This is a genomic window from Roseococcus sp. SDR, from assembly GCF_019083995.1.
Taxonomy (GTDB): domain Bacteria; phylum Pseudomonadota; class Alphaproteobacteria; order Acetobacterales; family Acetobacteraceae; genus Roseococcus.
In genome coordinates, this window is the sequence record NZ_JAHRCU010000018.1 from 1 (window position 1) to 11,791 (window position 11,791).

Sequence of the window (11,791 nt, forward strand, 5' to 3'; positions counted from 1 at the left end):
CTGGAGCCTGCACTTCATGCGTTTCGATCTCGGATGGATTGACACCAGAGGCCCTAAGGCCATCCTCAAAACCGTCAGGGATGTCCCCGAACACCCGTCAAACATCTTCCCAGTCTGAACAGGGCCTGAGGCCCCAGCCGCCGGAGGCCTTTTCAGTTCACTTTCCCAGCGCGCACGATCTCGCGCGGCGGCGATCCGCCGAGCCAGTAGCACAGCTCCGCCGGCGCGCTGATCTCCCACAACACGAAATCCGCCGGCAGCCCCGCGCGCAACTCGCCAGCCTGGCCGCCCAGGCCAATGGCCGCCGCGCCAAGCACCGTCATTCCCCGCAGCGCCTCCGTGGGCGTCATGCGAAAGAAGGAACACCCCAGCGCGAGCACCAGCAGCGGCGAGAGCGTGGGCGAAGACCCCGGATTGCAATTCGTGGCCAGCGCCATCCGCACGCCATGCTTGCGGAAAAGCTCCACCGGCGGCCGCCGCATCTCATTCAGGAAGAGCGTCGAGCCCGGCAGCAAGACGCCCACCGTCCCCGCCTTCGCCATCGCCGCCAGCGAGGCCTCGCTCACATACTCGAGGTGATCGGCCGAGAGCGCGCCGATCCCCGCCAGGATTCCGCCCCCGCCCACATCGCCATACTGGTCCGTATGCCCCCGCACCGGGATGCCCGCGGCCTGCGCCGCCGCATAGAGGCGCAGCATGTCGGCCGGCTGGATCGCGAGCCCCTCGATCCCGCCATCGCAGATATCCACCAGCCCCTCCGCGAGAGCGGCGGGGAAGATCACCTCGATCAGATGCGTGATGTAGTCCGCTGAACGGCCGGTGTACTCCGGTGCCACCACATGCGCGCCCAGGAAGGAGGTGACGACGCGCACGCCATTCCTCTCGCCCAGCAGCCGCGCCGCCCGCAGCATGTTCAGCTCGCTCTCCAGGTCGAGCCCATAGCCCGACTTGATCTCGAGCGTGGTCACCCCCTCGCTCATCAGCCGGTGCAGGCGCGGTGTCGCGATCGCCACCAGCTCTTCCACGCTCGCGCGCCGCGTCTCGCGCGTCGTGTAGAGAATGCCGCCACCCTCCGCCGCCAATTCCGCGCGCGTCGCACCCCCAAGCTGCCGCTCGAACTCGCCGATGCGGTTGCCGGCGAAGACCAGATGCGTGTGCCCATCCACGAAGCCCGGCAGGACGAAGCGCCCGCCCGCCTCATGCAGCCGCGCCGCGTCCCGATGCGGCAGATCCGCCATCGCCCCCACCCAGGCGATGCGCCCATCCTTGGCCGCGATCGCCCCCGGCTCGATCAGCCCGAGCCCATCCCCCTGCATGGTGACGAGCCGCGCATCCAGCCAGAGATCATCCCAGGACGGCATGCACATCGATCTCCATGAGGATCTCCGGCGCCGCCAACCCCTTCACGACGAAGAGCGTGTGCGGGATCGGGTGCGCCGAAAGCGGCGGCAGCAATTCGCGCATCACCGGCCCGATATAGGCGCGATCGGTCACATAGACCGTCGCATGCACGGCGTCCGCCAGCGTCGCGCCCGCATCGGCCAGCAGCTTCTGCACATTGGCGATGGCGATGCGCGCCTGCCCGCCCGCATCCCCCACATTCGAGAACCCGCCCTCCAGGGTGAGGCCGGTCTGCCCGCGCAGGAACACGCGCTTCCCGGCCACCACGGCCATGCAGAACTCCGCCTCGAAGGGCTGCTTCTCCAGCCCATAGGGCATGCTGGTCGAGCGATAGGGCCGGATGCGCTGATGCGGCCCGCCCGGCACCGCGAAGGCGTCGAGCTGGAACAGCGCGCGCGGATCATGCAGCGCCTTGACGATGAGCCCCGTGCTGACCGGGCGCACGCCCATCAGCCGCCGGCCCATCACGCCATAGACCGCCTGCCGCCAGGCGCGGTCGGTGATCTGCATGGTGATCTTGCAGAGGTCCGTCAGCTTGCCGCCCTGGCGCGTGATCTCCGCCTCCAGCCGGTCGAACACCGCCTCGGCCTGGCGCGCCGCGGCCTCGGCCGTATGGAAGGGCGCGACATCCCCCGCCGAAATGCCACCCAGATGGATCATCCCTCGCCATCCGGGATCACGGCGTCGATGTCGATCTCCACCAGCATTTCCGGCAGAGCAAGCCCGTTCACGATCAGCCCCGTGCCCACGGGCGCGATGGTGCCCAGATGCCGGCCGATCACCTGGTACACGCTCTCGCGATACGCGCGGTCGGTGATGTAGGTCGTGATCTTGCAGATATGCTCCATCTTGGCGCCAGCCTCTTCCAGCAGCACCTTCACATTCTTCATCGCCTGGTCGGCCTGGGCGGCGGCATCGCCATGGCCCACGAAGCCGCCATCGAAGGTGAAGCCGGTCTGGCCGCGCAGGAAGATGATGTTGCCGGCCCGCACGGCCATGCACATCTCGTTCTTCACGTCGTGATCTTTGTAATACATGCCGGTGTTGAAGCGGCGGAAACGCTGATGCGCCATCTCTGCTCTCTCCTCAGGGGCCTCGCGTGAGGCTCATCGCGAGTGTGCGCTCGTCATTGCGCGGCGCATAGGTGAAGCCGCGCCGCGCGGCCCAGATGTTTACCTGATGATGCAGGGGAATGATCGCCTGGTCGGCCATCGCGATCCCCGTCGCCTCCCGGTACACGGACTCGCGCTCAGCGAGGTCCAGCGTGGCCAGCGCCCGGTCCACCGCCGCATCGAAGCGCGGGTTGGAATAGCGCGAGCGGTTGCTGGCCCCGCGCCCGCGCGAAGGGTCGATGGTCGCCAGCAGGTTCGCCAGCGGGCTGTCCGGCTCACCCGTGCCGGTGCCCCAGCCGAGCAAGCCGATGCTGAACTCATCCCGCGCCGAACGGCTGAAGAAGGCGCTGGACGGCAGTGCCTCCACCCGCACCCGCACGCCGATCCGCGCCCACATCTGCGCGATGGCCTGCAGGATCTGCGCGTCATTCACGTAGCGGTCATTGGGCCCGTGCAGCGCGACCATGAAGCCCTGCGGATAGCCCGCCTCGGCCAGCAGTCGCCGCGCCTGCTCCGGGTCGTAGCGGTCGGGCACCAGCGCCGGGTCATGCCCCACCGCGCCCGCCGGCAGGAGCTGCCCCGAGGGCGCGGCCTGTCCATCCATCACCTGCGCCACCAGCGCGGGCCGGTTGATGGCGAGCGAGAGCGCGCGCCGCACCCGCACATCGCGCAAGGGGTTGGCGGGCAGGGGGCGGCCCTGGTGGTCCGTCACATGCGGCGTCTGCTCGCGCCAGCCATCGAGGTAGAGATAGATGTTGCGCAGGCTCGGCTTGCTGAACACCGTGAGCCGCCCATCGCGCGCGAGATCCGCCACATCGCGCGTCGGCACCTGGTCGATCAGGTCCACATCGCCCGCCTTGAGTGCGGCCAGACGCGCGCTGTCATTGCCGATGAAGCGATAGGTCACGCGGTTCCAGGTGACCGCCCCGCCATACCAATCCGTGTTGCGCGCAAACACCGCGCGATCCCCCGGCGCATAGGAGACGAAGCGATAGGGCCCGGTCCCGATGGCCGCCCGCCCGCTATTGTAGTCGCTGGTCGCCATGCCCTCGCCCTGGCGGCGACCGATCATGGGCAGGCCCTGCATCATGGCCGGGATCAGCGGTGCGGGCGCATGCGTCTCCAGCCGGAAGGTCAGCGCATCCACGATCACCACCTCGCGCACCGGCCGCGTGAAGAAGGCGTAGCTCGCGGGGCTGCCCGCCACATTCGGCACGCGGGCGAAGGTGAAGGCCACATCATCCGCCGTGAAGGGCGTGCCGTCATGGAAGCGGATGCCGGGGCGCAGCCGGAACTCCCAGGAGGTGGGCGAAAGCGCGCGATAGCTCTCCGCCAGCCCCGGCTGCGGCCGCAGGTCCGCGTCCGGCTCCAGCAGCCGGTCGAACAGATGCTGCGTCAGCGCGCTGTTCGGCGTCAGGTTGTGGAAATGCGGATCGAGCGAGGTGAAGGCGCCCCCCACCGCGATGTTCACATCCTGCGCCTGCGCCGCGCCGGCGAACAGCACGCATGCCAAGACCAGACGCCGCATGTCACTCTCCCGCTTGCATCGAGGCGCAACTGTGGAAGGATGATGCGCCCCAAGTCCATGGAGAAAGCGCGATGGATCTGCTCATCACCGACACCGTCGTCGTGACGCAGGATGAGGAGCGGCGCCTGCTCGACCGCGCCGCCGTGGCCATCCAGGGCGACCGCATCGCGGCCGTGGGTGACAGCGCCACGCTGGAGCGCGACTACCCGAACCTCCCGCGCTTTTCGGGCCGCGGCCTCGCCGTCTTCCCCGGCTTCATCAACGCGCACACGCACACGGCACTCACCGTGCTGCGCGGCACGGTGGAGGATTGGGCGGGCAATGCCGTCTATGGCTACATGTCGCCCGTCAGCTACGAGATGACGCCGGAAGAACGCGCCATCATGGTCAGCATGGGCTGCCTCGAGGCCATCCGCTCCGGCTGCACCACGCTGGTGGACCCCTTCCGCCACGTGCCCAACTACATTGATGCGATGGCGGCCACCGGCCTGCGCCTCTGGCTCTCCGAGAATTGCGCCGACATCAACACGCTGCGCATCCGCATGGGCGATTACCGCGAGGACCCCGAATTCGGCCGCGTCTTCCTCGAGCGCACGGTCGCCTGCATCGAGGCCTGGCAGGGCAAAGGCGAGGGCCGCGTGAACTTCCAGATCGCGGCCCACGCGCCCGACAATTGCTCCCCCGCCATGCTGCACAAGCTCTCCGAACTCGCCGCGAAATATGGCCTGACGCGCACCGTCCACCTCGCCCAGAGCATGGAGGAGGTGCATGCGGTCGCGAAGATGCGCGATGGGCTGACGCCCGCCGGCTACCTGGACCGCGAGGGCTTCCTCGGCCCCGATCTCGTCGGCGCGCATTGGACCTATTGCACGCCCGCCGATGTGGAACTGCTGGCTGGGCGCGGGGTGCAGATGGCGCATTGCCCGGCCAATTCCTCGCGCCGCGGGCCGCATATCGCGCCGCTCGGCCTGATCCGCGACGCCGGCGTGAACATCGCCTTCGGCACCGACAACATGACGGAGGACATGTTCCACGCCATGAAGATCGGCCTCATCACCCATCGCGGCGGCCGCGGCCGCGCGACGGAGGGGGGGGTCAATCCCTCGCCCCAGCAGGTGCTGGATGGCATCACCCGCAATGGCGCGCGTTCGGTCGGCGCCAGCGCGCTGATCGGCTCCATCGAGGTGGGCAAGAAGGCGGACCTCACCATCCTCGACCTCAACACGCCGAGCCTCAGGCCCGTGATCAACCTGATCTCCAGCGTGGTGCATTACGGGCATCCGGGTGCGGTGCATTCCGTGATGGTGGATGGTGAATTCCTGCTGCGCGACCGCAAGATGCTGGCGCTGGATGAGGACGCGCTGATGGCCGAGGCGCAGCGCGTCACCCGCCGCGTCTGGGAGGGGATGATGGCCAAGAACCCCGATATCCCGCCGCCGCCCGGCGGCCTGCGCTGGCTGGATGTGTAGCCGAGCCTGATCGGCCCTGGCGGCACGCGCGGGGGCGTGAATCAGTCTCGCAAAAGCGAGGGGCCTAGCAGGCTGCTGAAGAAGGCCAAAAGACGAAAGGGCTCCGCCCTCTCGTACTCTCCCGCCAAGGTGAAAACCTGCTTGGTTTTCACCAGTTTCTTGGATCTTCAATTGCTAAATTAAATCAAATACTTATCGGAGATGCAAGAAGCTGAGGTTCTTGCCGGGGTGTCCGAGGGGCTGGCCCCTCGGTCCCACAGCGGAGTTTTTCAGCAGCCTGCTAGAGCCCCTTCCACTCCCGCAGCTGAACGTCGAAGGCGTTGCGCCCGAAGAGCGAGATCACCGCCGTCCGCGCCAGGATCCGCAGGTCGAGCCAGAGCGACCACTCGCTGATGTAGGAGAGGTCATGCGCAATCACGATGCGCGCCATGCCCACATCCGTCATGGTGCCGGACAGCCCGTTCACCTGCGCCCAGCCGGTGATGCCCGGCTTCATGCGGTGCCGCGCGCCATAGCCGGGCACAAGCTCCTCGATCGGCCGCCCCGCCACCAGCATATGCGCCACATGCGGCCGCGGCCCCACCAGGCTCATCTCGCCCCGCAGCACGTTGATGAGCTGCGGCAATTCGTCGATGCAGAGCACGCGCAGCACATGGCCGATGGGTGTCACGCGCTTGTCGTTGGCCACCACCCCCTTGGTGCCGTCATCCGAGGGGTCCCATCGCAGCGTGCGCAGCTTCAGGATGTGGAAGATGCGCCCGTTGCGGCCCACGCGCGGCTGGCGGAAGAGCACCGGCCCCGGCCCGCTCAGCCGGATGGCGAGCGCCGCCAGCAGCAGGAGGGGCGAGACCATGAGCAGCGCCAGCGCCGCCACCACATAGTCCAGCGCCCCCTTGGCGAGCACCGCGCCCGGCTGCAGCGGCTGGCGCACCAGCTGCAGCACCGGATAGCCCGCGATGACCGAGACGCGCGTGCCCTGGGGCGCCGCATTCTGGCCCTCCAGCAGCACCACCACCTCGGCCGTCAGCGCCTGCACCTGCTGGACCGAGCGCAGGATGTCCATGGCACGGCTGAGCGGCAGCGCGATGACGATGAGGTCCAGCCGCTCGGTCTGCGCGCGGCGGCAGAGCTCCGCGATGTCGCCCCGCACGCCGACGCCGCTCACCTCCGGCGGGCGACGCGTCGCGTCGCGGTCGTCGAAGACGCCCACCAGGTCCGGAATCTCGGGGTTGGCCGGATCGGTCAGCCGCTGGATCAGCTCCGCCGACATCTCGGTGGCCCCCACCACGGCGATGCGCCGGCGCAGCCAGCCATCGCGCACGCCACGGATGGCGAGGCCGGAGAGCAGGATGCGCAGCGGCAGCAGAAGGGAGAGCGCCGCGGCGGGCCAGAGGAGGATAGCGCCCGCGACATGCGCGTCGGACGCGAAATAGGTGAGCAACCCCGCGGCGGTGCCGACGAAGCCCGGCACCAGCGCCGCATCGGCGATCGCCCAGCGCATGTCCAGCAGCCGGCCCAGCGCCGCCGGCGTGAGCGACAGCATGGCCGCCCAGCAGAGCGCGGCCATGCCGAGGCCGATCAGCCGCCCCTCGAGCGGCGTGAAGACGGAGGTGACCAGCGGCGCGTCGATCCAGAGCAGCCCGGCCACCAGCAGCGCCAGCAGGTCGAGCAGGGAGGCGAGCTGCGTGAAGGCCGCGACCGGCTGCGCACCCGCGAGCGCCGAGGGGCGCGGCTCCTCGGCGGCGAGGGCGGCATCATCATGCGGGGAGGGCGCGCGCATTCTGCTCGAAGGGTCTCCGGAGCCGGGGGAAGCATCGGGGAGCATTATCATTGACGCAGCCGGCGAAAAATTGCAAGGTGATCCATGAATTGAGATTCAACTACAAGCATTGCGCGAAAATCATCCATCCGGCAAAGCCGAAGCGCGCATCAACCGGCCAAGGGCCTGGGGTCTGATCGCCTTTGGCGGTATCGCCAAAGGCGTGAATCCGCCTCTCAGCCAAGCCTGAACCCTGATCGATCCTTGTTGATCACGCTTCAGACTGTCCGGACAACCCGCCTCGCCCGATCTATCGCGCCAGGCGCGCCTTGGCTTGATGAGTTTTGTGGCCGACGCGGCCGCGCGCCCCCCAGCGCCACCAGCGCCAGCAGCCAGAACAGCATGGGGAAATCCGGGTTGAGCAGCAGGGATTCCGTCCGGTTCACGATGGCGACCAGCCCCAGGACCAGCAGCGCCCAGAGCCCGAGCCCCACCTGGCCGCGCCAGATCGCCCGCAGCGCCAGCGCCAGCGTCGCCGCACCCATCAGGCCGACCAGCGCCATCCCCGCCCAGCCCAGCTGCAGCAGCACCTCCAGGTAGCCGCTATGGGCATTGGGCACCTCCCACGCGACGCGTTCGGCGAGACTGCGTACATTGCGCGAGTTCTCCAGCCAGAAGGCGGCATAGCCATGGCCCAGCAGCGGCCGCGCCGCGATGGTGTGCCAGACGCCGTCCCAGATGAAGGTGCGCCCCGTCAGCGAGGAATCCTTGCCGATCAGGTCGAAGAACCCCTCCATCCCGATGCCCGCGAAGATGACCAGGCCCGCCGCCAGCCCGACCACCGTGACCAGCCCCGCCACCGCCCCCCAGATCCCCCCGCGCGAGGCCCAGAGCACCAGCACCGTCACCCCTGCCACCACCAGCGTCATCAGCAGCGACGTGGTGGACCGCGCAAGAACCAGCATCACCAGCAGCAGGAGGAGCCAGGCGGCATCCGTCCAGCGCAGCCGCCCGCGCTCCAGCACCAGGAAGGAGAGCGCGAGCCCGGCGAAGAGCAGCGCCACGCCCGTCACGTTCTTCTGTGGAAACACGCCGCGGATGGCGTTCGCATAATCCCCCGTGTCGAAGCCGACCGCGGGCCGCAGCCCCGCCTCCGCCAGAGACGCCGCGATCAGCACCGCCATGACGCCGAGGAAGATCCGGAAGAAGCGCGGCAGGCCCAGCACCGTGCCGGTCGCCACCACGAAGGCGACCAGCGCCACGAGCGCCAGCGAACGCCGCAGCGTGTGCCCCATGGATTGGGACCAGAGCGCCGATGCGAAGATCAGCGCCAGCACCAGCAGGAAGGGCCAGAGCCGGAGCCCGATCCGCACCGCCGGCCGCCCGGCCCAGAGGGCCAGCAGCCCGCAGCCCCCCAGCATCAGCAGTTGCAGGGCGCGGTTCAGCGGATCAACCGCACCCAGTTCCGCGGCCGCGAAGCTGGAGCCGGTCTGGATCTTGGCGCCCGAGTAGAGGAACACCGCGCAGGCGGCGAGCACGGCCTGGATGCGCGGCCCGACCTCGGCGAAGGCGGGCAGCGTCATCGGCGGCGGCACGGGGGCGACGCCGGGCGGCAGCGCCACGCGCCGCATCAGAAGGCCCCGCCCACCGTCGGGATCCGGTTGATCGAGTAGGAGAAGTTGCGCGAGAAGGGGATCAGCCGGTTCACATACTGGTCGATCCAGAGGTTGACCTCCGCGATGCGCGAGCGCGGCACATAGACGATGTCGCCCGCCGCCAGCGGCACATCCTCGGGTGCCGTGCCCGAGACGAAGGCCCGCAGGTCGAGCGTGCGCATCATCGGCAGGTCGCCCGGGCCGCGGCGGATCAGCACCACCTCGCTGAGCCGCGCCTCGTCGGTGAAGCCGCCCGCGCGGATCACCGCCTCCAGCGCGCCGCGCCGCGCGGGCAGCGGGTGCTGGCCCGGGTTGCGCACCATGCCGCCCACCAGCACGACCGAGCCCGCCGCCTCCTCGATGCCGAGCGTCACCACCGGATGCGTCAGGTACCGGCGGCTGGCCTGGGTGATGGCGGCCTCCGCCTCCGAGAGGGTTCGCCCCGCCACATCCACGCGGCCGGCCGCGCGCAGCGCCACCTGCCCGTCGGGCGCCACCAGCGCCACCTCGTTCAGCTCAGGTGTGAGCAGGTATTGGACGCGCACCCGGTCCCCGGCGGCGATGCGGTATTCGGGGGCGGCGTTGCTCCAGGGCAGGAAGCCCTCGGCGTCGCGCGGCGTCGCCGTGATCTCATGCCCCGTGCAGCCGATGAGCGGCAGCAGCGGCAGCATCCGCCGCGCGATCCTCATGACCAGCCCTGCAGCCGGCGCGGCAGCACCTGGCGGAAGCCGGTATAGGCGAGGCCGAGCAGCGCGCCGCCGGCCTCCAGCACGGCGTCCCGCGCGCGGCGGGCATGGCCCATCCCCGTGCGCTCGCCCCGCACCACCAGCAGGTTCGCGTCCACGACGGCGGCGACGCGCCGCAGCGCGTAGCTCTCCGGCTCGTCGGGCGCGATGATGATGATCGTCTCGAAGACGCGCCGCATGCGCTCCATGTAGAGCGCCGCGCGCTCATAGGAGGCGCGCGGCGAGGCGAGATTGGATTCCGCCGCCTCGAAGGAGACGAAGAGGCGCGGCAGCACGGTCGGCAGCATCAGGATCTCGCCCGGCTGGCGGTCCGCCACCTGCGGCGAGGAGCCGAGTGCGGCCAGATGCTCGCGCCCGTCGCCCAGCAGGTCCACCAGCGCGATGCGGCCGCCCTCGCGCTGGGCCAGCGTCACCGCCAGCGCGCGCGCCAGCTCCGCCCGGCCATCGCCCTTCGCCGCCCCCACCAGCTGGATCGCGGCCGGCCGCAGGCCATCCACCCGCGCATCGCCGAGCAGCGAGGCCAGATCCTCCATGCGCGGATCGGGCGAGAGATCGGCCTTGCCGCCGGCGAGCGTGCCGAAGCGGGCCAGCGCCGGCAGGCGCAGCGCGCGCACCGCCTCATCCACCGTCGCCGCCGTGCGGCGCGTCAGCGTCAGCAGCAGCGCGAGGCCGGCGGCGAGACCCAGGCCCAGCACCACGCCGCCCGCCGCGATCACGCGCTTCAGGCTGCGGCCATGCACCGGCACGGTGGGCGGCTGGATGAGCCGCACGCCGGCGCGGGCCTGGCGGCGCGCCTCCTCGCCCAGGCGCAGCGCCGCCTCGCGCGTGGCGAGCTGGCGCGCGATGGCCTCGAGGGATTCGCGCTCGCGCTGCAGGTCGCGCAGCGTCACCTCGGCCACCAGCAGGGCCTGGCCGCGGCGCTCCGCCTCCTCGCGCTGGCGCGTCACCTCCGTGAGCTGGCCGGCCAGCGTCTCCATCTCGAGGCGCGAGGTGACCGCGCGGTTCACCAGCAGCTCCTGCGCGGGATTGCGCACCTCGCGCGTCGTCGTGAAGTTGGCGCCCGCCTCCTGCATCACCAGGGCGCGCTGGGTCGCGATGCGGCGATCGAGGTCGCGCAGGCCGGGCCAGTCGGGCGCGTATTGCGCGGCCATGTGCGCGCGCTCGGCCAGCAGGCGGTTCAGCTGGTTGCGGCTGTCGTCATTGTTGCGCAGGTTCGTCGTGTCGCTGAAGGCCAGCACGCGGGGCGGCTGGCCGCTGAGCTGCTGTTCGGCTGCCGCGAGCTGCGCGCGGGCGGTGGCCAGCGCCTCGCGCGCGCGGTTCTCGCGCTGCATCAGCTCCTCGCGCCGCGTGTTCGCGAGCTGGATATCCTGCGGGATGTCGAGCACCCCCGCCCCCTCGCGCGTTGCACGGATGCGCTCATCCACGCTGCGGATCCGCGCCATGGCCTGCTCATGCTCGGTCGCCAGCAGGCGGGCGCCGTCATCCCCGGCCAGCAGCGCGCGGCGGTCGAAATAGGCGGCGAGGATTGCTTCCAGCCCGCGCAGCGCCCGCGCGCGGTCGGGCAGCGTCAGCGTCACGCGCAGCAGGTTGGACCCGGGCTCCAGCTCCCAGCGCAGCGCCTCGCCCAGCTCTTCCACGGCGCGGTCGAACTCGGTGCCCTCGGTGGTGGTCTGCTCGGCCATGATGGCGCCGGGCGGCGCCGAGAGCAGCGCCGTGCGCAGCACTTGCGGGCTGCTGAGGATCTCCGCCTCGGCCCGCGTCACCTTCAGCACCTCGACGGAGACGACATTGGGGCCGATGCCCGTGATGTCGGCGGCGGAGGAGGCATCGCGCGCCGTCTGCACCAGCAGGATGGCGGTGGCGGGAAAGCGCGGGCTGACCGTGAAGGCGAGGCCGAGCCCCGCGAATGCCGGCAGCAGGGCCGCCAGAAGCAGCAACCGCCAGCGGAGTGCCGCCGTCACCAGCAGGTCCATGGCGTGGAAGCCGCCCCAGGCGGGCTCGTCGGGCGGAAGCTGGGCGCGGCGGGCGGGTGGGCCGGAAGGCGCCATGGTCAGCGCCCCGCCCATGCCGCCCTGATCCTCGCCCGAGCTCTCCACCGGCCCCCCAGCCATGCAAAGTACT

Annotated in this window: 9 protein-coding genes; 1 reads left to right on the forward strand and 8 read right to left on the reverse strand. The window is 70.2% G+C overall.

Going from position 1 to position 11,791, the window contains the following annotated elements:
* Nucleotides 1–152: 152 nt before the first annotated feature.
* The 4 genes from hutI to KTR66_RS18385 are packed head-to-tail and all read right to left on the reverse strand — an operon-like array spanning nucleotide 153 to nucleotide 4,041.
* A complete protein-coding gene (gene hutI / locus KTR66_RS18370) occupies nucleotides 153–1,367 on the reverse strand; it encodes an imidazolonepropionase (RefSeq protein WP_371819164.1) in 1,215 nt (404 codons plus the stop codon).
* The gene (locus tag KTR66_RS18375) at nucleotides 1,345–2,061 is read right to left on the reverse strand and encodes a RidA family protein (protein WP_213615101.1); all 717 of its coding nucleotides are present in this window, start codon (nucleotides 2,059–2,061) and stop codon (nucleotides 1,345–1,347) included. The genes hutI and KTR66_RS18375 overlap by 23 nt, the downstream gene beginning before the upstream one ends.
* Nucleotides 2,058–2,474 (reverse strand): RidA family protein, encoded by a 417-nt coding sequence (locus KTR66_RS18380; protein WP_213615103.1) that lies wholly within the window; start codon nucleotides 2,472–2,474, stop codon nucleotides 2,058–2,060. The genes KTR66_RS18375 and KTR66_RS18380 overlap by 4 nt, the downstream gene beginning before the upstream one ends.
* Nucleotides 2,475–2,487: 13 nt before the next feature.
* Nucleotides 2,488–4,041: an ABC transporter substrate-binding protein gene (locus tag KTR66_RS18385; protein WP_213615105.1), complete on the reverse strand. Its 1,554-nt coding sequence runs from the start codon at nucleotides 4,039–4,041 to the stop codon at nucleotides 2,488–2,490.
* Between the two features lie 71 nt (nucleotides 4,042–4,112).
* Here KTR66_RS18385 and KTR66_RS18390 point away from each other — a divergent pair, with 71 nt between their 5' ends.
* Entirely contained in the window at nucleotides 4,113–5,510 is a 1,398-nt protein-coding gene (locus tag KTR66_RS18390) for an amidohydrolase family protein (protein WP_213615107.1), read from the forward strand.
* Between the two features lie 280 nt (nucleotides 5,511–5,790).
* On the opposite strand, the gene KTR66_RS18395 is transcribed toward KTR66_RS18390, so the two are convergent.
* The 4 genes from KTR66_RS18395 to KTR66_RS18410 form a co-directional block, all read right to left on the reverse strand.
* Nucleotides 5,791–7,290, reverse strand: coding sequence for an exopolysaccharide biosynthesis polyprenyl glycosylphosphotransferase (locus KTR66_RS18395; protein ID WP_213615109.1), 1,500 nt, complete (start codon nucleotides 7,288–7,290; stop codon nucleotides 5,791–5,793).
* Between the two features lie 257 nt (nucleotides 7,291–7,547).
* Nucleotides 7,548–8,891: an O-antigen ligase family protein gene (locus tag KTR66_RS18400; RefSeq protein WP_213615111.1), complete on the reverse strand. Its 1,344-nt coding sequence runs from the start codon at nucleotides 8,889–8,891 to the stop codon at nucleotides 7,548–7,550.
* 8 nt (nucleotides 8,892–8,899) lie between these two features.
* Nucleotides 8,900–9,595 carry a polysaccharide biosynthesis/export family protein gene (locus KTR66_RS18405; protein WP_249732250.1) on the reverse strand — a complete coding sequence of 232 codons (696 nt, stop codon included), beginning with the start codon at nucleotides 9,593–9,595 and terminating at the stop codon, nucleotides 8,900–8,902.
* A gap of 14 nt (nucleotides 9,596–9,609) precedes the next feature.
* Nucleotides 9,610–11,781 carry a hypothetical protein gene (locus KTR66_RS18410; protein WP_213615115.1) on the reverse strand — a complete coding sequence of 724 codons (2,172 nt, stop codon included), beginning with the start codon at nucleotides 11,779–11,781 and terminating at the stop codon, nucleotides 9,610–9,612.
* Between the last annotated feature and the right edge of the window lie 10 nt (nucleotides 11,782–11,791).

Coding starts and splice junctions, on each gene's coding strand:
- hutI (WP_371819164.1), bottom strand. CDS start 1,367: ATGTGCATGCCGTCCTGGGATGATCTCTGGCTGGATGCGCGGCTCGTC.
- KTR66_RS18375 (WP_213615101.1), bottom strand. CDS start 2,061: ATGATCCATCTGGGTGGCATTTCGGCGGGGGATGTCGCGCCCTTCCAT.
- KTR66_RS18380 (WP_213615103.1), bottom strand. CDS start 2,474: ATGGCGCATCAGCGTTTCCGCCGCTTCAACACCGGCATGTATTACAAA.
- KTR66_RS18385 (WP_213615105.1), bottom strand. CDS start 4,041: ATGCGGCGTCTGGTCTTGGCATGCGTGCTGTTCGCCGGCGCGGCGCAG.
- KTR66_RS18390 (WP_213615107.1), top strand. CDS start 4,113: ATGGATCTGCTCATCACCGACACCGTCGTCGTGACGCAGGATGAGGAG.
- KTR66_RS18395 (WP_213615109.1), bottom strand. CDS start 7,290: ATGCGCGCGCCCTCCCCGCATGATGATGCCGCCCTCGCCGCCGAGGAG.
- KTR66_RS18405 (WP_249732250.1), bottom strand. CDS start 9,595: ATGCTGCCGCTGCTGCCGCTCATCGGCTGCACGGGGCATGAGATCACG.
- KTR66_RS18410 (WP_213615115.1), bottom strand. CDS start 11,781: ATGGCTGGGGGGCCGGTGGAGAGCTCGGGCGAGGATCAGGGCGGCATG.